The organism is Urechidicola sp. KH5, assembly GCF_054661455.1.
Genome location: NZ_BAAFSW010000003.1, coordinates 213,813 through 234,610, shown reverse-complemented (window position 1 = coordinate 234,610; position 20,798 = coordinate 213,813). Strand labels below are relative to the sequence as shown.

At 32.6% G+C, this 20,798-nt stretch carries 20 protein-coding genes; 8 read left to right on the top strand and 12 right to left on the bottom strand.

Translation table 11 applies throughout. The annotated features are described in order from the left end of the window. Window positions 1-80 precede the first annotated feature (80 nt). From ACYQ5R_RS09490 to ACYQ5R_RS09480, 3 genes are all read left to right on the top strand, one after another. On the top strand, window positions 81-977 hold the full coding sequence (locus ACYQ5R_RS09490) for a polysaccharide deacetylase family protein (protein ID WP_460190699.1): 897 nt from the start codon (window positions 81-83) through the stop codon (window positions 975-977). 355 nt (window positions 978-1,332) lie between these two features. Beyond that, a complete protein-coding gene (locus tag ACYQ5R_RS09485) occupies window positions 1,333-1,980 on the top strand; it encodes a hypothetical protein (protein WP_460190698.1) in 648 nt (215 codons plus the stop codon). A gap of 133 nt (window positions 1,981-2,113) precedes the next feature. Further along, entirely contained in the window at window positions 2,114-3,787 is a 1,674-nt protein-coding gene (locus ACYQ5R_RS09480; protein ID WP_460190697.1) for a mechanosensitive ion channel family protein, read from the top strand. Window positions 3,788-3,792: 5 nt separating this feature from the next. On the opposite strand, the gene ACYQ5R_RS09475 is transcribed toward ACYQ5R_RS09480, so the two are convergent. The 9 genes from ACYQ5R_RS09475 to ACYQ5R_RS09435 all read right to left on the bottom strand — a co-directional run bounded on the left by ACYQ5R_RS09475 (window position 3,793) and on the right by ACYQ5R_RS09435 (window position 11,710). Beyond that, on the bottom strand, window positions 3,793-5,001 hold the full coding sequence (locus ACYQ5R_RS09475; RefSeq protein WP_460190696.1) for a multidrug effflux MFS transporter: 1,209 nt from the start codon (window positions 4,999-5,001) through the stop codon (window positions 3,793-3,795). 195 nt (window positions 5,002-5,196) lie between these two features. Then, a complete protein-coding gene (locus tag ACYQ5R_RS09470) occupies window positions 5,197-6,177 on the bottom strand; it encodes a hypothetical protein (RefSeq protein ID WP_460190695.1) in 981 nt (326 codons plus the stop codon). A gap of 124 nt (window positions 6,178-6,301) precedes the next feature. Further along, window positions 6,302-7,150, bottom strand: coding sequence for a 5-oxoprolinase subunit C family protein (locus ACYQ5R_RS09465; protein WP_460190694.1), 849 nt, complete (start codon window positions 7,148-7,150; stop codon window positions 6,302-6,304). Next, a complete protein-coding gene (gene pxpB / locus ACYQ5R_RS09460; protein WP_460190693.1) occupies window positions 7,147-7,866 on the bottom strand; it encodes a 5-oxoprolinase subunit PxpB in 720 nt (239 codons plus the stop codon). Before pxpB ends, ACYQ5R_RS09465 begins: the two co-directional genes overlap by 4 nt. Next, the gene (gene pxpA / locus ACYQ5R_RS09455; RefSeq protein WP_460190692.1) at window positions 7,859-8,587 is read right to left on the bottom strand and encodes a 5-oxoprolinase subunit PxpA; all 729 of its coding nucleotides are present in this window, start codon (window positions 8,585-8,587) and stop codon (window positions 7,859-7,861) included. Before pxpA ends, pxpB begins: the two co-directional genes overlap by 8 nt. Window position 8,588: 1 nt before the next feature. Continuing rightward, on the bottom strand, window positions 8,589-9,791 hold the full coding sequence (locus tag ACYQ5R_RS09450; protein WP_460190691.1) for an Nramp family divalent metal transporter: 1,203 nt from the start codon (window positions 9,789-9,791) through the stop codon (window positions 8,589-8,591). Then, a complete protein-coding gene (locus tag ACYQ5R_RS09445) occupies window positions 9,784-10,860 on the bottom strand; it encodes a DUF2891 domain-containing protein (protein ID WP_460190690.1) in 1,077 nt (358 codons plus the stop codon). The genes ACYQ5R_RS09450 and ACYQ5R_RS09445 overlap by 8 nt, the downstream gene beginning before the upstream one ends. A gap of 128 nt (window positions 10,861-10,988) precedes the next feature. Continuing rightward, complete coding sequence (locus ACYQ5R_RS09440; RefSeq protein ID WP_460190689.1) at window positions 10,989-11,438, bottom strand: cold-shock protein; 450 nt, start codon at window positions 11,436-11,438, stop codon at window positions 10,989-10,991. 83 nt (window positions 11,439-11,521) lie between these two features. Further along, window positions 11,522-11,710: a cold-shock protein gene (locus tag ACYQ5R_RS09435; RefSeq protein WP_460190688.1), complete on the bottom strand. Its 189-nt coding sequence runs from the start codon at window positions 11,708-11,710 to the stop codon at window positions 11,522-11,524. Window positions 11,711-12,018: 308 nt separating this feature from the next. Between ACYQ5R_RS09435 and ACYQ5R_RS09430 the strand changes: the two genes are divergently transcribed. Continuing rightward, window positions 12,019-12,531: a DUF6702 family protein gene (locus ACYQ5R_RS09430; RefSeq protein ID WP_460190687.1), complete on the top strand. Its 513-nt coding sequence runs from the start codon at window positions 12,019-12,021 to the stop codon at window positions 12,529-12,531. A gap of 12 nt (window positions 12,532-12,543) precedes the next feature. Beyond that, window positions 12,544-13,122, top strand: coding sequence for a HupE/UreJ family protein (locus ACYQ5R_RS09425; protein WP_460190686.1), 579 nt, complete (start codon window positions 12,544-12,546; stop codon window positions 13,120-13,122). A gap of 35 nt (window positions 13,123-13,157) precedes the next feature. Here the strand turns inward: ACYQ5R_RS09425 and ACYQ5R_RS09420 are convergent, their stop codons facing one another. Together ACYQ5R_RS09420 and ACYQ5R_RS09415 are read right to left on the bottom strand one after the other, a co-directional pair. Continuing rightward, on the bottom strand, window positions 13,158-14,168 hold the full coding sequence (locus tag ACYQ5R_RS09420; protein ID WP_460190685.1) for a metal-dependent hydrolase: 1,011 nt from the start codon (window positions 14,166-14,168) through the stop codon (window positions 13,158-13,160). An 18-nt stretch (window positions 14,169-14,186) separates the two neighbouring features. Beyond that, window positions 14,187-15,596: an MltF family protein gene (locus ACYQ5R_RS09415; RefSeq protein WP_460190684.1), complete on the bottom strand. Its 1,410-nt coding sequence runs from the start codon at window positions 15,594-15,596 to the stop codon at window positions 14,187-14,189. 173 nt (window positions 15,597-15,769) lie between these two features. On the opposite strand from ACYQ5R_RS09415, the gene ACYQ5R_RS09410 reads away from it, so the two are divergent. From ACYQ5R_RS09410 to ACYQ5R_RS09400, 3 genes are all read left to right on the top strand, one after another. Continuing rightward, window positions 15,770-16,618: a DUF1853 family protein gene (locus ACYQ5R_RS09410; protein WP_460190683.1), complete on the top strand. Its 849-nt coding sequence runs from the start codon at window positions 15,770-15,772 to the stop codon at window positions 16,616-16,618. Between the two features lie 22 nt (window positions 16,619-16,640). Continuing rightward, on the top strand, window positions 16,641-17,540 hold the full coding sequence (locus tag ACYQ5R_RS09405) for an EamA family transporter (protein ID WP_460190997.1): 900 nt from the start codon (window positions 16,641-16,643) through the stop codon (window positions 17,538-17,540). 130 nt (window positions 17,541-17,670) lie between these two features. Then, on the top strand, window positions 17,671-19,206 hold the full coding sequence (locus tag ACYQ5R_RS09400) for a fibrinogen-like YCDxxxxGGGW domain-containing protein (RefSeq protein ID WP_460190682.1): 1,536 nt from the start codon (window positions 17,671-17,673) through the stop codon (window positions 19,204-19,206). Window positions 19,207-19,853: 647 nt separating this feature from the next. Here the strand turns inward: ACYQ5R_RS09400 and ACYQ5R_RS09395 are convergent. Further along, complete coding sequence (locus ACYQ5R_RS09395; protein WP_460190681.1) at window positions 19,854-20,738, bottom strand: hypothetical protein; 885 nt, start codon at window positions 20,736-20,738, stop codon at window positions 19,854-19,856. Between the last annotated feature and the right edge of the window lie 60 nt (window positions 20,739-20,798).

The window sequence follows — 20,798 nt, the reverse complement described above, 5'->3', positions numbered from 1 at the left end:
GAATCCTCGATGGTAACATGGAGGATTTTTTGTTTTAAGCCATTTGAATTTTGTATTTTTAAACATCAACTTAGCGAACTATGAAAACGATTTTATCATCTCTTTTATTTCTTATAACACTTCAATTTCAAGCTCAAAACATTTCAGAAAGACTAGGGTACCCTTCAGACGCAAAACTTTTAATCATTCACGCTGACGACCTAGGGGTATCGCAATCTGAAAATGAGGCGTCATTTCAAGCAATGGCTAAAGGATTTGTGAATTCTGCAAGTGCCATGATGCCTACACCTTGGATTTTAGAGGTAGCTGAATATGCCAAAGCAAATCAAAATCATGATATAGGATTGCATTTAACCTTAACTTCTGAATGGAAAAATTATCGTTGGGGACCTGTAACTTCTATAAATGAAGTTCCCAGCTTGGTAAATAAATATGGATATATGCATGCCGCATGTACCAGTGATTTTAATCCTGATGAAGTAGAGAAGGAGCTCGTGTCTCAAATAGAACGCGCATATGCTATGGGGCTAGAACCAACACATTTAGACAGCCATATGGGGTGTTTGTTTTGGAGTTCTCCCGAAGTGTTAGAGGTATATTTAAAAGTAGCGCAAGTGTATAATTTACCTTGTTTAATAACAGCCGAAATACCAGAAGTATTGCGAGCTAAGTACAATGTAAGGGTAGTAGTAGATCAGATTTACACCATAGGAGAGGAGCAATATGCGAACGGAACTGAGGCCTACTATAGAACCATATTCAAGCAAATAAAACCAGGTTTAAACACCCTTTTAATTCATACAGCCTACGACAATGCAGAAATGCAAGCCATGACGGTAGACCACCCTGAATGGGGCGCTACATGGCGTCAAGAAGATTTTAATTTCTTTATGAGCACCACTTGTAAAAAGCTCATTGAAGACGAAAGGATTATCTTAATTACATGGAGAGAAATAAAAGAAAAATTGTACGATTAAACACCAATTCTTATTGCTTTATTAATCATCTTTCTTATTGAGTTATAATTGATATAGACGTTTCACTTTCCGTTTAAGACGTTTCACTTAAAACTATTGTCGTTTCATATAATTTACTTAAATAAAAGGAAGATAACTGATTTAAATTTGTACTGTAATTAAAACAAATAAGTAAACACAATAAAATAGTAACGCTGTGATACGTTTAAAGGAATTAGATTTCGAGTTATTAAACGTTGACTGGAAAAATATCATCAGCATTAACACAGATTCAAAAGAAGAGTCTGAATTGGAGATGAAAACTTCAGTTTTATGTTTATCTAAAAAAAAGAGTTAAACATTTAAAATTAAGATCATGAAGACAATTAACAAATTAGTAAGCGCTTTAATCATTTTAGTAATCCTTTCTAGCTGTTCGTCAGTTAAGGTTACAGATACATGGAAAGACACTGGTAACAGTGCCGATATAAAAGCAGAAAAAATGTTAGTTGTAAGTGTGTCAGAAAATACCACTTCTAGACAACGTTTTGAAAAGGATCTAGTAAATCAATTAAACAGTAAAGGGTTTAATGCTCAAGAGAGCTTTACCATATTCCCTGAAATTTCACCAGTTAAAAAAGTAGCAGGTGCAGCATTAGAAAAAGTTAAACAAAAATTACGTGATGGAGGCGTAGAGTTAGTAATGGTAAACGTAGTACGCGATACCAAACACTACACCAAAACAGTAAGTGACGGACCGTCATATTATGTGTCGCCTAATTACGGATATAGATATCATAGAGGGTTTTACGGATATTACGGAGCAATGAATACAGGTCCAACATATTCAACAACAACTGAGGGCACAACCTATGTGTTAGAAACCATTATCTATGACTTATCGCAACCCACAGAGAAACAATTGCTAAAAGTAATTACATCTGAAGTAGACAATCCAAGTACAGTAGGTAGTGCTTCAAAAGATTTCTCTAAAACAATAGTACAAGAGTTGCTTAAAGAATAGACGTACAATATATAGTTTTTCATAAAAGTAAGTTTGGTTAGTTGATTTGCTGCCGTTGGTTCTAAACTACAAATAGACCGCGGCAGCTTTCTTTTTTGTATATTTAAAGCACTAATCTGATTAAATTGCTTTTATGTTTAGAGTCCTTACTGTAATCATGCTATTGTTAAATAGTACTGTTATTTTATCGCAAGATAGTATCCCAAAGCAACCAGAGCCCTCTCAGGCTGCAATTCTAAGTGCTCCTGTAATTATTCAAAAAGACACCTTATTTTATATAAAGGGGAGTTTAGATAGTTATCCTGTATCAGTTCGAGCAGAAGAAATAAGTAAACATTTGTCTAAAATGACAAAATTGTACAATAGGGCTCAAGATTCTATTTACTTAAAACCTGAGAAAAACTATATCAGCATCATGTACAATGATGAAGTGGCGTTTGTTGTTACACCAAGTGATGCTAAGTTTTACGATATGTATTTAGAGGATCTATCAGAAATGCATAAAGAGAGTTTTTTAAGAACACTAAACAAAAAAGAAGAACTCAGTACCACTCAATGGTTAAAAAGAATTGGTTTGTTTTTGGTATCATTATTAGTACTAATTTTGTTACTCAAACTCATTAATTTTTCATTTAAAAAAATAGATAAACGTCTATCTAAAATAGAACGTAATTTTCTACGTAAAAAAGAAAATCTAATACGATATTTTATTCCCAAAAGCACTGCCAATATATTTGTGCTTATTTCTAAAATAACACGTTACATTTTAATAATATTTCTATTATTAGTATATGCTCCTTTTATGTTTAGTTTCTTTCCTTGGGCTGAACATATTGTGCATTTATTCTATGGCTATATTAAAACACCAGTGATGTATATATTTCAAGGTTTTATTGATTTTATTCCTTCACTAATTTTTATAATAGTTATTATCTATGTTGCTCGTTATGTGGTTCGGGTTATTAAATACATTGCTCAAGATATTAAAAATGGAAAATTAAAAATAAAGAACTTTCATAAAGATTGGGCACAACCAACTCAAAAGATTATTACCCTCTTTATTTATGCTTTTTCACTGGTGTTAATCTATCCTTATTTACCAGGATCTGGTTCGTCTGCTTTTCAAGGTGTGTCTATATTTATTGGAGCCATTATTTCATTCGGATCTACTTCAGCCATCGCTAATATTATTGCTGGAATTGTCATTACTTATATGCGGCCATTTCAAATAGGAGATCGTGTAAAAATTGATCAAATAATAGGAGACGTAGTAGAAAAAAACATTTTAGTAACACATGTTAGAACTCCTAAAAATGAAGATGTTACAATACCTAATGCAAATATATTGGTGAATAATATTGTAAATTTTTCTAACAATGATGAAAGCAATACAATTTTACATACTACAGTTACTCTGGGTTATGATTTGCCCTGGAAAAGAGCAAATGAATTATTGATTGCTGCTGCAAGACAGACGCCACTAGTTCTAGAAAACCCAGAACCGTTTGTGTTGCAAACGAGCTTAGATGATTATTATGTATCGTATGAATTGAATGTACATACCAAAGATTCTAAGAAAATCCCATGGATTTATTCTGAAATACATAAAAACATACTCGATGTATTTAATGAAGCTGGCGTAGAAATTCTGTCACCAGCCTATAACGCTGTGCGCGATGGAAATATTACAACCGTACCAAGTCAATTAAAACCAAATGATAGAGGTCCTTTAAATAAATTGGTTGATCACTTAACCGGACGTAACCAAAAGATAGTCATTAAGAAAGGAGAGGAGCCAAAGGATTAAATGTACTAAGCCTTGGTAACCGAAGCTTTTAGGGCACCTAAATACCATAAAATTAGCACTGTTAAAAAGCTAAAAACTGAAAAACCTATAAACAAGGGCAGTACAGAATCTACTACAAACATACCTATCAACGCACTAATGGGGACAGCCATAAGAGTTGAGATAAACCCAGTAATAGCGGCAGCTATTCCTGCAATATGACCTACGGGCTGCATCGCTAAAGAACGAAGATTTCCGAATAAAAACCCTACAGAAAAAAACTGTAATCCAAAGAAGGTGAGTAGTATAGTAATAGGTGGATTCGCTCCAGAAGGATACAATAGAATATATAATAGAGACACTCCTAAATAAGAGAATGCTGCAATATTTACCAAACGTCGCATACCAATTTTTAATACCCAACTACCATTTAAAAAGGTTGCCAATCCAACTGAAAAAGCCAATCCAGCAAAAATATAAGGAAACTCTTCTAACATACCGTATTGCAACTCAAATATTTGCTGCGAGGTACTTAAATAAACCATAAAACTACCTGTAATAAAACCAGAAATTAAGGTGTATCCAATCGTGGTTTTATGTTTAAGTAATTCCTTAGTACCATCTATAAATAAGTAAGGTGTAAATCCAATTCTATTGAGTTTACTGAGGGTTTCAGGTTGTCGTTTCCAAAACCAAAATCCGATTAGTATAGCAAATACAATTTGAACATAAAAAATGGCTTGCCAATTGTATAGATTTAAAATTGCACTTCCAAAAGCTGGTGCTACCATGGGTACCAATATAAAGATGACCGTAATAAAAGACATGATACGCGCCATATAATCGCCTTCATACGAATCTCGTACAATGGCAATACTAACAGTACGTGGAGCAGATAATGCAATACCTTGTAAAATACGGCCAAATATCATAACAGCTAGAGAATCTGCATAAATGCAAATTAAGCTCGCAACAACAAACAATAGCAAGCCTAAAAATACAATGGGTTTGCGACCCAAACTATCAGATAACGGACCAAATAGCAATGAGCCAATTCCCAAACCTAAAAAGATCATGGTAATGAGTAATTGGTTATCTGCTAAAGAATGGGTACCAATAGCATTTCCAATAATTCCAAGAGCCGGCAATAAAGCATCTATAGCTAAAGCTACAATAGCCATTAAAAAAGCCATTAAAGATATAAACTCAAATTGCGAACGTTGCTTTTTTTGCATTGCACAAAAATACGAACAATAGAGTTGTTAGAGGAGTAGATTCTTTTGTTACTTAAATATCGTTTAAAAAACTCTATTTAACATAATATAAATTATAGTACAAATATCAATATTTGTTGTTTATGTGTTGCATGCCATTTGTAAGCTATAATTCTATACTATGATAATATTCCTTCATCTTGATGCTTTGACTACTTATAAACTAAATATTGAATAACCTATTCCCAAACCAAGCCATGGTTTCTTATTATAATCCCATCTTTCTGAATAGTTGCCAATAGCATAATCGTATCCATAAAATACACCTAAGTTGATTTTATTAAATACATAAGTAGTACCTATTCCTAAACTAATTAGACCCTTTGTATAGGATTCGTCATCATTTAATGGATTCGATGCAGTATTACTTTTGTCTAAGGTGACCGTTGAAGTCCCGATTATTGCTCCCAATGTAAACTTCCAAGTATTTGATTTATTTCCAACCTTTTTTCTATGAAAAAAAGAAGTTGTTCCCCATGAATATCCGGCAAATAAAGACACATTAAATGATGTTGAAAAATCTTCTTCTATATTATTTTCTTTGTCTTTAAATCTATATTTCAACGGAATTGTTAAGGCCGTAACAATACCTTCTTGAAATTTTAATCGTACTGTTTGTCGGTTCTTTAATTCATAATAATAAATGTCCTCTCTATTTGACAACTTCTTAGATTCGTCTTTGTTTAAAACGGAAGTCTGTGACCGTTTACCACCACTTAAATATGGATTTACATAAATTTTATTTTTTTCAAAAAGAACAAATCCTTTTCTATCGTTCTCATTGAATAAAATAGTATCTACATAACTATAAGATTTAGATGTATAGTATTTCTTTGAAATAGTATCAGTTTTATACACTTCAACATCTTTACCATTTATAACTTCTTTCGAGCTATATACTATAATTTCGCCAAGCCTATTTTTAAAAGATTTATTGATTTCATTTTGTTTCCATTCAGGCAATGAATCAAATTTTTTTGTAACCTTATTTTTTAAATAGATTGTATCTGCAGGAATATTACCAACCGATTTTAGATAAATTTGGTCTTTTATTTTATAGTATTTCTTATACGATTCTTGAGAATAAATTAATAATGGCAATAGTAAGAATATACTTACGTAGTAGTATTTTTTCATATTAATAAATTTGATTAGTTCTGTTGGCTTAAAATTAAGCAATAGAGAGTAATCGAACAATCCCCAATTCCAGTGATATTATCTTTTAATAATTTGAAAAAAAATAAGGGTGAATAAAACAATATTAGATTAGCTCTAGCCTAACTTTATCACCAAGGTTCTTTTGTGCCAATATGCTGATAGCCTTTTCTGATAGTTGTAAAATTCTGGGATAACCACCAGTGGTTTGTGCATCTTTCATTAACACTATCAATCTACCTGAAGGCAATAATTGAATAGTACCAGGTAAAACTGGACTGGTAATAATAGACGTGTTATGAGGCGCAACAATTTCATTTAGTTGATACCCCATACGGTTGCTGTTGTTTGAAATCGTAAACTCAGTATTGAATACTTTCTTTTGATCTTCGCTTTTTAAGATATCAAATTCAGGGCCTTTATAAACAAGGAGCTCATTTGTATTAAAAAATGCATTATTCATACGTAGCTTCCCAGAAGCTGTTTTAAAATTTGTTTCAGTAATCGATACTATTTCTAAACGATCGTTCTTAGCTAATTTAATTTTATGAGTGATATTTTTAAACTGCGATCTACTATTCAATACACATTCTGATTGAATTCCGCCTTTAACTGCTAAATAACATCTTGCACCATTTACAGCATTTCCAAAAGACAATACATCGCCATTTTTGATATGTACCACCTTATTGTTTGAAATGCGCTTATCATTTAGTTTAGGTGACATATCTGCTCCAGTAATGGCAATAGCAGTTTCAGATGTAAACAATATTTTTGGTCCAATAACAGTCATTTCTAACAAAGCGCAATCTACAGTGTTGTTTAACAAGGCATTGGCCAATCCTGCAGAAATAGCATCCATAACACCACTATTTGGCACTCCCTGATTTCTATACCCAAAACGCCCTAAATCTTGAATACTTGTATACAACCCAGGATGCAAAACTTCAATCATATACCGCTATTATAGTTATAGATTCCAGTAGAAATTTCAATTTCCAATACTTTATACCGAGCTTCTGAAACAGCATAAAATTTGACTTGATCTCCTGGTGCAATAAACGTTGGATTTTCTTTTGAACTATCAAACAATCGCACGGGTGTTTTTCCTACAATATGCCAACCTCCAGGAGATTCTTGTGGGTAAATCCCCGTTTGGTTCCCTCCTATAGCCACAGCACCCTCAAACACATCTAACTTTGGTGTTTGTTTTCTCGCTATTTCAAGTTGTTTTTGTAGTCCGCCCAAGTATAAAAATCCTGGTAAAAACCCTACACCAAATACCTTATACAATGGCTCGGTATGCAGTTGAATAAAGGATTCTCTGCTCATGTTTTTCTCTTGAAGTACAAAACTTAAATCCAAACCAAAATCATAGCATACGGGTATGTTCCAAGTTTTTGATTGTTCTAAAGTCTCAGAATTCAGTTCAGTATATATATTTTGTATGTGGCTGATTAAGTTCTCTTTATTAAAATAGGCTCTATCATAAACCACTAACATGGCATGGTATACAAAGTTGATATCTTTGATACCTACTATTGATGTAGCCTTCAACTGTTGGTGTAAAAGTCTTATGTCATTTAATATAACCTCAGAAATTTGTTGAGGCCATTCAATCAAAAGTGCCGATTCACCCAAAGACTTGTATTCTAAATTGTACTTATTCACCAGAATGCTTTTGTAAGTATGCGTGAAGCGTTTTCAATATCTCAATGGCATTTGGTGTATCAGAATGCACACAAAACGTTTCAGCTTGAATAAATTCTTTGGTATTACTAATTGTTTCCACCATTGATGTATGCATCATGGTTTGTACATGTTGCAATACCTTTTCAGGATCATTTATAACTGCATTGTTTTGATTTCTAGAAACCAAACTTAAATCTTTATGATACCTCCTGTCAGCAAAGGCTTCGTATGCAATGTCAAAATTCTGTTGGAGAGCCAAAGTTGCAATTTCAGAATTATAAGGTGCAAATAATGTACACTGATTTCTATATGGTGCAACTGCTGTAAGAAAAACTTCTGCCAAGTCTTTGTTTTTAGCAATATCGTTATATAAAGCACCATGCGCCTTGATATGCGAAATAGTCGCTTGCTTTTTTGATGCTATGTCCTTTAAAGTTTCTATTTGATGTTGAATACTTTCAATTAAGGCATCATTTGAAATGGTCATAGATTTTCTCCCAAAATTTATGGTATCCGGATATGAAGGATGAGCACCAACTTTCACGTTGTTTTGAAGTGCCAATTCAATAGTAGCTGTCATAGAATCAGTATCTCCGAAATGGCCACCACAAGCTATATTACAATAATCTATATAGGGCATTATTTGGGCTTCATTGCTTAGCCCCTCTCCCATGTCGCAATTGATACTATACTTTTTCATGTTATAAACCCCAAATAACTTTTAATACACTTTTTGCTCCTAATATAACTGCAATTAAAATAATTAAAACCGATATACAATTTAGTAAAACACCATTTCTATATGAGCCTAAAACACTTGATTTATTTACAATCCATAACAGAAAAATGGCAATTACCGGTAATAGCATTCCATTGGTAATTTGTGCAAATTTGATAATCTCTATAGGAGTAAATTTTAAAAATGAACATACTATCCCTAATATTAGAATAATGCTCCACGACAATCTAAAACGCATATCTTTTAAATTAGCTTGCCAACCAAAACAACTATTCGCAACATAAGCTGCAGCTAATGGTGCGGTAATTGAAGAAGTAATTCCTGCAGCAAATAGACCAATACCTAAAAAATATTTGGACGAAACACCATAAACAGGTTCTAAACCTTTGGCAAGATCTAAAACACTTTTAACATTGCCTTCTCCTATAGCCGCTGCTGAAACGATAATTGCCATAGATACCAAGCCTCCTAAAATAATGGAGATGAATGTATCTTTTCGAGCAAATTTTAAATCAGAGGTTTGCTTCCATTTTTCTTTTACCAATGATGTGTGTAAAAACAAATTATAGGGCACTACTGTGGTACCAATGAGTCCAATGACTGTTAATAAACTAGTATCTGGAAATCTTGGAATCAATGCACCTTTTACTAATAATAGAAGATTTGGTTTGGTTAATACAGCAGCAGCAACAAACGAGATACTCATTATAAGCACCAAAAACGTTAAATACTTTTCTAAGGATTTATAAGAGCCTTTAAACAAAATAATAAAGGCAATAACGCCGATAATTATTGGATATAGAGAGGCAAAATCTTCTCCAAACAGCGCCGAAAATCCCAATGATGAACCAGTAATATTCCCTGCTTCATAGGCCGCATTTCCAATAACAATAGCTGCTAAGATTAATAGAATAGCAAGCTTTCGAAAAAGAGGGAATTCTATTTGTTCTTTAATAACATCGGCCAATCCTTTTTGGGTAACAATTCCAATACGCGCCGCCATTTCTTGTAAAACAATGGTTGCAACAATCGATAAAGACATGGCCCATAATAAGTCGAAACCAAATTGCACACCTGCTAAGGTGCATAGCGTTACAGTACCAGGACCAATAAAGGCAGCAGCCACCAAGGTACCTGGACCAATATTTTTGAACCAATTATTCATTTTGGCCAACCTTTAACGCATAAATAGCAAAAGAACCTAACCAATGTGATCCTTCATAACTATCGTTTACAATACTTGGCAACGAATAATTTATATGCTTTTGTGCCAGTGGTTTTAAATGAGCATATGATGGATACTGATTCGCTAATCCTAATAAGCACCATGCTCTACTAAAATTAACACCATCTAAATGTACCAACTTACCATCTTCTCTATCAGATACTTTACCAACTTCTAATTGAAAATTTTCACTTGCTAATTGTGGTAAAAACTCTTGCAGCCAAGGCTTAAATTCAGCTGCAGGTAAAACACGTCGCATAATATCCATTTCTTCCAAACAAGGGGATAAAAAATCGAACCCACTAGGCTCCCAAGAAATTGGGCAATTAGCATCTGTTAAGTAAAAATAACGTGCTCGTTTTTCAATAAGGTTTTGTAATTCTTTGTGACCAACAGTTTTGGCGTAATCATAGGCAAAGGTGAGTCCAAACGCCGTATTGGTATGCTCTCCTACTCTAATCGGGTAATTTAATTTGGGTAAGAACTCCAAATAACCATTTACAATAATTTCTACTAAAGGCGCTAGATTTGTTTCTAATTCTCGTGCCAAAGGATCATTCCATGTATGCAGCTCTTCGGCTAATTTTAACAACCAAGCCCAACCATAGGTACGCTCAAAGGAATTGTTATACTTAGGTTCGAAATAGGCAATTTCAGTTTCAATATGCGTTTTAGAAATATTCTCGCGTAATCTTTCTCGAATGATTGCAGCATCTTTTAATTCTGGAAACTGCTTTAACAACTTAATTAAAGACCAATGTCCATGTACTGAGGAATGCCAATCAAAACAACCATAGAATGCAGGATGCAGTTCTCTAGGAGATTTAAGATCTTCTCCAGTACCCAATACTTGATTTAATTTATTGGGATATTCAACTTGAATACAAGCAAGTGGCAATGCTGCTAAATTGTTTGCTTGTTCTAAAGTAATTTGAGAAGTAGAATATTGTGCCCGTAAGATGAAAGAGTAAAAAACTAAACTTAAGATTAAAAGAATATTACGAACCATTTAATGAAATAGATTAAGAATGCGAATTCAATCATTTCAAAAATAAGAGAATTAAATCGATATTACACTAGTGGTTCCTTATTTGAATTAAAGATAAAATGTCTATTGCCTCTTCTTCACATAAGATATTAAACTAATTTAACATTAACAGCATTCATGCCTTTTAATCCTTTCTCTAGTTCGAAGCTTACTTTTTTCTGTTCGCTAATACTATCGATTAATCCGCTTTTATGAACAAAATGTTTTTCTTGAGTTTCTGAATCTACAATAAATCCAAAACCTTTTGTTGCATCAAAAAATTCAACAGTACCTTTTCTAATTGGGTCAATTTCTTCATGAACAGTTTTTGGTACACTAATATCTATATCTTCTATATCAACTACTACTTTATCTGCTGGATCTGGCGGAGTATCAGTTAATTGTCCATTATGGTCTACATATGCAAATTCAATTCCTTTCTTACCATGTTCTTTGGCCTCCAATTTGCGAGCCTCCATTTTCTTTCTTTTCTCTTCACGTTTCTTTAAACGCTTTTTTTCGCGCTCATTTTTATTCCACGTTTGCTGTGATTTACCCATATATTATATTCTTTTGAATGTTAATTAAATAAAAAAAGCCCATTAGATATACCAATGAGCTTTTTACATGAAAAAGGAATATCTTAAAGTACCTTTACATCAACCGCATTCAAGCCTTTTTTCCCAGCTTGAGTGTTGAATTGAACTTTGTCATTTTCTTTAATATCATCTACTAATCCAGAAATATGTACAAAAATGTCTTCTCCTGAATCAGATGTAATAAATCCAAATCCTTTAGAATCGTTAAAAAATTTTACTGTGCCTTCTTGCATTACTTTTTATTTTAAATTATTATAAATTACTACCCTACCGAATCCTTATATAAATATGAAACAATTACATTTTAAGTAATTATTTTAAATACTTAAACAACTAATAAAGTAATAATGAAATAAAAAAGAAAGGACGCGACAAGCGCTTATAACTAATTACTAAATAATACCTCTTAAACTGATAAGGTGTTCTCTTAGAACATAGCAAAAGTAGTGTTTTATTTCCACATTCTAATACAGTTATCGAAAAAGAGTATTTTTATATATTTGCAACCAAGTGGCATTAAAAATTATGGCATTATTATAAAATGAGAAACCAATTTATAACGATAGTAATAGCAGCTTGTTCGCTATTATTTTTTTCTTCCTTTAGTCATCCTTTAAAACTAACATCATCCCTTATAAAATATGATGTAAAATCAAAAGAAGTTACAATAGAATGTAATGTTTTTATAGACGATTTTGCTCCAGTATTTAGTGATACTTTAGAAGATAAAATAAATAGTAAAAGCATTACAACATCAGATAAAGAAGCCATTGAAAATTATTTCAAAAATCATTTTAAAATAGTGATTAACGAAGAACGACTTGGTTTTAAATTTGATTCATATATGGTCAGAGATAATGTAATGTCTATAAAATTCAAAGAACATATTATTACTATTAATAAAGGAGATGAAATCTATATTGAAAACGAATTACTTTTTGATGAGTTTCTAGATTTACAATCTAATTGGATTACTTTGCGAATGCCTCCTTTTATTAAGAATTCAAATTTTGAATGTAACATTGAATCATCTTATTATACTAAAACATTTTAACCTTTAAATTTCATGGAAAACTTTACACCTTTTTTTGTAAATGGTTGGGAACATATTGTAGATATCAATGCCTATGACCACCTACTATTTGTAATGACTTTATGCGCTGCTTTTAAATTATCTGAATGGAAACAAATATTGGTAATTATTACTGCATTCACTATTGGTCATAGTGGTACCCTTATTTTAAGTGCATTGGAATATATACCTACCAATGCCACTTTAATAGATACTTTGATTCCTTTTACTATTATGATTACAGCCATATCTAACATTACTAGTTATGGCAAAGAAGGGCGATTTTCTGGAGCTAAATTTAAATATGCTATTGCCCTAGTATTTGGGTTGATTCATGGACTTGCTTTTGCTAGTAACTTTAAGTTTATGCTGTTTAGTGAAAGCATTATTATGCCACTTTTCTCTTTCAATTTAGGAATTGAAGTTGGCCAGATTTTCATAGTTATCTTATTTATGATAGCGCTTTGGGTCTACACGAATCTAATAAAAGGTGAGCACATGAAATGGAACGTATTTGTATCTGGCGCTGGGTTTGGTATTGCAACAACACTTTTTATAAACGCTTTGCAATAAGATAATTAAACGAATAAACAAGATTAAAAGGGAAGCTAATTAGACTCGTTTCCCTTTATTCTTTTCCATAGATTTTGTAACAAAAATTTAGCATCTCCTCTTGTCTTTGGTACTTCCTTAACCTCTAATTTATTTCCTACTATATTTAATTGGTATGAAAATGCAAAAAATGAAGTCCCGTCTTTTCTTGGTATCAATCCAAAGCGCAAATCATTAAACACCCAATCCCTACCATTTTTCTCAATTATATACCAACTATTACTTATACGAATTAATCGTTGAACTTCTTCATGCTTCAATACGTCTGAGTATAATTCAGGATTTTTCGGATATCGCTTAAACTGTATCGGGTTCTTATCAAAAAAAGAATAATCAGCTATTAAATAAGCTTCTTTAGTATCAATATTGGCATTCCATAAAATGGTATTCATTGGCGAAGGTCGCGTGCTAATTGCTGTGTAATTAATGTTTTGATGCTTTAGTTGTTCTTTAAATTGAGAGGTAACGATAGTTTTAAGAAGCACAGTGAACAACAAGTAAAAAGTTGAGACGATTAAACCAAAACGATTAAGTCGAGTTCTTTTTTTAGAGTCTCTTTTTTGGAATAGAACCAAAATAGTACACCCTAAAAATGGGACTGTATACAATGGGTCTATCACAAAAATAGAATTGAAAGCCAATCTTACATCAAATGGCCAAAATAATTGAGTGCCCCAAGTGGTAAAAGCATCTAATATGGGATGCGTAAATAATCCCCAAAAGAATAGCTTAGCCCAAGGTTTCCAACCTAGATTATACTTTGGTTCAATGGTATTGACTAACCAGCCTAATAGTGGTGAAAGCAATAAACAAAATAGTATAGAATGACTAAAACCGCGATGCCATTCTATGGCCGTTACTGTATCGGTTAAATTTCCGAAGATTACATCTAAGTCAGGAATGGTGCCTGCAATAGCACCGTAAAGTAATGCTTTATTACCAACTTTCTTACCTAACACGGCCTCTCCTACCGCAGCTCCTAAAACAATTTGAGTTAATGAATCCAAATGAAAAGTACCCTAATATTATTCTAAATCAATAAACTGCTTATATTGGTCGTAACGATCAATAATTTGGTTAACATAGTTTACTGGTTCTAAACCTCTAACATAGCCATATTTAATGAATTCTTTGGTGTAATTAGTTGGAAAGCTCAAAGCCAACAACATCTCATCCACGTTTCCTTGCCATTGATTAGGATCTAAATTATTTGCCTTTGCCAATCGTTGAGCATCAGCAATATGGCCAAATCCACAATTATACGCAGCCATTGTAAATTTTATACGGTTAATTGAATCTGGAATGTTTTCAAATTGATTGAAAATCTGTTTCAAATACGTCGTCCCTGCTCTCAAACTTTCTTCAGGATGCGTCGGGTCTTTTACTTCTAATGATGCTGCAGTTTTTGGCATTAACTGCATCAGACCTTGAGCTCCTGTCCAAGAAGTAGCTTTAGGGTCAAATCTCGATTCTTGATAGACTTGTGATGCTAACAAGCGCCAATCCCAATCAATTTTTTTAGCATGAGATTTTATATATTTATCGTAAGCACTAATTTGGTTATTCGCCAAACTATAATAATCACTTTTACTTCTATTTTTATACAAACGCTTATTCTTAAAGTATTTATTATAAACTACATTAAAATTGGTTGTTTTTCGCTGAGAAAGAATCCATTGGTTTACCTTTTCTTTAAACAAAGGCGACTTCTTTCTTGTTACCCATGAAATGCGTTGAGAGAAAGATATAGGCACACTAATATCTAAATTAGGTCTATCAGATGCATTTATTTTTGCAAGATTTTCATCGGCAATTGTATACTTGATTTTACCATCAGACACCATATGTATGATCTCTCCGGTACTTAAAGTTGAGTCTAAAGTATCTATTACAATATCTCCTCCTATTTCATTAGATAAACTTTGCAATCGCTCATAGTACGCAGAATTTTTACGTATAGAAATGGTGTCGTTAATCAATTCAATAGGGTCATGCACTAAAGCGTTTTCTAATGATTGCCAAGAAAGTTTTAAATAGTTGTCTGGTTTTTTTTGTACCAAAACTTGTTTTGTTAAATACAAATACTCTGTAAAGTCAACTTCCCACTGACGTTGCTTAGTTACTGTCATTCCATGTGCTATAAGGTCTACATCTCCTCTATTTAGCACTTCGAATTCTGCATCTAAATTTTTTGAAATGGTAAGCTCTAATTTTAGATTGAGCTCTTTGGCTAATTGTTGCAATAACTCATATTCAAAACCCATTGGTTGTCCTTTGTACAAAAAGTAACTCGTACTACTGTATACTACCAAAGCTCTTAAAACGCCATCTTCCCTAATTTGTTCCCAATCTCTATCTACTGAATTAGCAATAAATGGATTGTAATTTTCATCAAAAGCGGTTTGGTCTGAAGTTTTTCGGCATGAGGTGAACAACAGCAGCAGTATTAGGGGGTATAATATGTAATTATTAAAAAAAGTCAAGTTTATCAAATATATAAATATTTATTAAAATCAACTGTGAACCAAAATGGAACAGTATCTCAATTAAAGACGAATAAAACAACTACTTATACTGTTAACCCCATTTCATACAGCAATATTAATAAATGTATTTTAGCAATTTGAAAGCAAATCATTTGAGTAGCACCAATAACAAATTAAAACTACAATACAACGGCTATAGAAACACTGATAATCTATGGAAAGGAAGTGCTGTTCAAGATATTAAACAGTTCAATGCACCTTCTAATAATAATACTATTTTTAATCATATTAATACCCCTAATTTACGTTTGGGAAAATTAGTAGAACAGTTTGTATTTAATGATTTAGAACAATCAAGTAATATTCAAATACTTTGTGAGAACCAGCAAATCAAAAGAGAAAAACAAACCATTGGTGAAATTGATTGTTTGCTTTTAAAAAATGACCAAGCCATACATTTAGAAATTGTTTATAAATTCTATTTGTTCGACTCTCATATGAGATCAGATGATATAACCTGTTGGATTGGGCCAAATAGAAGAGATGCTCTTTCTTTGAAATTAAATAAATTAAAAACCAAACAACTCCCCCTACTCTATAAAAAAGAATCAAAACCACTTTTAAATAAACTTGGAATAAAACCCGAAAACATAGAGCAACAAGTTTTATTTAAAGCTCAATTATTTGCTCCTAATAAAACAGAAGTAATGTTCAATCAACTAAATATGGATTGCTTATGTGGTACTTATGTGCATTACGAAGAAATAAAGCAGTTTAGTAATTGTGAGTTTTATATGCCAACAAAGTTAGATTGGTTAATAATACCACATAAAGAAGTTGCATGGCTACCTTTTAAAAAATTCAAAACGCAACTTCTGATTTTTATGAAAGAAAAAAGCGCACCACTATGCTGGGTCAAGTATCCTGACAAACAAATTAAAAAGATGTTTGTGGTTTGGTGGAACTACTAATTCAAGTATCTTCGCGGCCGCAATGTGGATGTATTTTGGACTCTTAGCGGCATTATTCTTAGGCTTACATAATCTATGTAAAAAACATGCAGTACAAGGGAATGAAGTATTCCCTGTGCTATTTGGAACCATCGTTTCTGGATTTCTATTAATCCTACCATTTTATATTGGATCTTCTCTGGCTCCTAATTCAATGAAGGAGATACAATTATATATTAACGACCTTCCTTTAAAAACTCATGGTTTTATTGCCATTAAATCGGCCATCATGGCATCATCATGGGTGTTAGCGTATCAAGCTTTAAAACATCTGCCTATTACTATTGTAACCCCAATTAGATCAGCAGGTCCATTCTTTACATTTATTGGAGCTATTTTGATATATAAAGAACAACCTAACACCTTTCAATGGATCGGATTTTTTCTTATTATTTTTTCTGTTATGCTCTATTCTAGAATTGGCAAGAAAGAAGGCATATATTTTAAACGAAATAAATGGATTTTTGCAATAATTGGCGCTACTTTTCTTGGAGCCTCAAGCGGGTTGTACGACAAGTTCTTAATTCAATCATTAACATTAAACCCGCAAACTTTACAATTTTGGTTTTGTTTTTATACCATGCTCATCTTACTTGTTATTTTATTTATTACTTGGTTTCCATTTAAAGAAAAAAGAGAAGCATTTAAATTTAGGTGGTCTATCCCATTGGTAGGTATACTTTTGCAAACAGCAGATTATTTCTATTTTAAAGCTTTGCAAGATCCAGAAGCTTTAATAATGCTATTATCTGCAATCAAGAGAAGTCAAATTATTATAGCAGTTGTTTTAGGTGGGTTACTATTTAAAGAGCAAAATAAACGTAAAAAACTTGTACCTCTATTTGGAATAATGGGGGGCATCTTTCTTATTTTATATTCTTAAAATACTTTTATGAAATTATTTACAACTGATTTTGAGTAACTTACATAATATTTTTGTTTTTTATAAAGGTTTTTCACTAAATTCGCCTAAATTTTAGCCCCCCCACTAAATGAAAAATGTAAGCATTCTTATGCTTGTAGCTCTTTTGAGTACAATATTACAAGCTCAAGTAGGTATCAATACTACAACTCCAGACCCCTCTTCAATATTAGACATTCAAAGTAACGAAGCAGGTTTGTTAATACCAAGGTTAGCAGAGACAGATAAAGCCTCCATCCCTGCACCAATTGCAAATGGATTGATGATTTTTAATACCACAACTGAAGCTTTTGAATTTTACAATAATGGTAATTGGTATCAATTGGCAACTCATATTACGTGTGATTTTGCCGTTGCGGCATCTACTACCAATATTAGTGTAGAATTGGGTCAAACAGTTTCTTTTACTATGGACGTACTAGCAACCAATGGTGCACCAGGTGCAATAACAACTACCTTTAATTCAAGTACTTCTAATTTGGTGATCTCTGGTTTTAATGTAACAAGTACTTCACCTACTACTCCATTACAACAAACCATTCAATTTACATTAGACGCATCTAGTAATGCTATCGTGGGTGATTCTGGATTTATGGTGTTACAAATTGATTCGGGTTGTGGTGAAACTAAATTTATCACTATTAATATAAACGTTACAGGTTGTGATTTTGATATTACACCGAGTGCAACTACTCTGTATAGTACTGTACCCGCAACATCAAACTCTTTAAATATTAACTTGGGAATTGATCAGTTGGGTGTAATTAATGGAGCCATTACTTCTGTAACTTCAGTAGATTCTTATCCAGGAATAACTTTCAATGGTTCATCAGGATGCTACTACCCTTGTGCAACTGGTGTAAATATAGATATAGACAATTCTGCTGTTGCAGGAACTTATCCATTTAATGTTGTATTGACTTCTGATTGCGGAACGAGTAAAAATATAGTTATTACAATTGTAGTTGAAGCTGATCCAAGAGATTGTAAACAAATATTGGCAGAAGGGCTTTCAACTGGAGATGGTGTTTATCAAATAGATGCTGATGGACCTGGAGGACTTGCACCATTTGATTGTTATTGCGATATGACAACTGATGGTGGCGGATGGACCATGGTTCTGAATTATGTAAGAAACCAAGCGTCGGGTAATTCTAGCTTAAGAATGTTAACATCGTATTTACCATTGCTAGGGTCTTCTACCCTGGGTGATGATGAAACCGGAAGCTCTGCTTATTGGGGACATGCAGTACCATCATTGCTGGGTAATTTTTCATTTAATGAGTTACGATTTTATGGTCAGGAAACAGTAGGCTCAGTAGTTGATTTTAAAATAGCACAACAAGAGTTAAATTCTTATTTCTCAACAGGAATAGGGCAAATAAATACAACACACTTTAACAATAATTATATAACATTACCCGGGCACACAAGTACATCTTCTCCTTTTGGCGTTACGAGAGGACATGCAGATAGGGGAAATACGGCTATGACTGGTGTTCCTTTTAGAAAGCACAATGGTACTAATAAATTTAGTTGGGAGATAAGACATGGAAATGATTGGAGTGTGACTCAAGAGAATGGTTCATACAATCAAGACACTGTTCATAGAATCTGGATACGTTAAAAAAACACCTTAGATCCGCATGGGGTTAACTAGTTTTTTTGGTAAGAATTTTTCTTAAAGCCTTGTTCAGCTTTCTAAGGTGTTTTTGTACTTAAAATAATTTTACGTTTTTAAGCAAACGTACTTCTTTGCATATAAAACAATCTGAAAACAAAAATTCCTACCCTTTACGTTTATTTTTTTTAAGAAATAAAAATAATAGCGTTCTATCAAAGATTTTAAATTGATTGAAAAGCGCATTAGCCTTAAATTTAATAGGTATCAAAAAAAATTCGATAAGTTTAATTGGAGAAATTGATAAGAATTCTATTCTCGTGGAAATAAAAGGAAACCTATATTCTGATTATTATAAAATTTCTCTTTGGAGATAAACCATTCAAGTAACTTAATTGGTTTGTTAAAAAAACACCCTAGATCCGCATGGGGTTAACTAGATTTTTGGATAGAGATTTTCTTAAAGCCACATTATAGCTTTCTAGGGTGTTTTTGTACCTAAAAAATAATCACAGAATTTTTTAAGTATACTTTACCTATTCATATATAAAACAACCGAAGAAAAAAAATTCCTACCCTTTACGTTTATTTTTTTTAGAAATAAAAATAATAGCGTTTTATCAAAGATTTTAGATTTCTTAATTATTTGGTCATTACTGCTTGTAATTTGAATCATGGTTATCGGTTATTTGTTTTGCTATTTCGTGTAAGCCTGTATTGAAACCTGTTTCATAAGTGCTGGTATTTAGATCAACATGATAAATACTATTTAACCATATAAGACCACCGGTTTCGCGAACTATATCTCCTTGATGACCTTTCGCATCAGTGAATATTGATGTTGCTTTTGGTCCAGTCATCGTAATATCGTCCAATAGTTGATTATCTAAATGCATTTGATATAAATTAAATGTAGCCCATCCGGTCGGTATGGTGAAAATTTTAGTGGAAGGAAATTCGATACGTAATTGATCTACAATTGCATTGTGTTGAATATCAATAATATAAAATTCATACATTTCTTGTATAGAATTAAATCCATTATCTGCAGCAAATGTATCCCAATCTGGTCGAGTTCCATTTGGATCTCCATTCGGAAAGTCAAATGGTGCTATAGAAATGAAAATGGTTATATCTGGATTGTTTTGTAATGCGTATTCTATCCAAGCTTTAAAGCCTTCGATTGGATTGCCAGCGTCATATCCACTTGTCATTCCAAAGTAATCGATATTACCTTGGTCAAGAGTCGACTTTATTAAGTTATGTTCTGTACTATTGGAATCGTTCCAAAAATTGATAGCCCTTCCATTTTCGCCACCACGAAATACAACTGTACTATTGTGATTTATAAAACCTGCATCAATGGCTATCGCATCAAGTTTATCTGCATAAGGTCTAAAAAAGCTATTCCCGATAAGAAGCATATTATATCCTTCAATCTCTATTTGTTGTTGAGATTCCCCTGTTAGATTATCTTCTTTGCTGCATGCAAGAAATACTAACATCAATGCAATTATCCATAATTTTTTTTTGGTCATAATTTTTACGTTTTCCTTTTTAGACTAATTGTTTTTTTAAATAGTTTAAAACAGCTTATT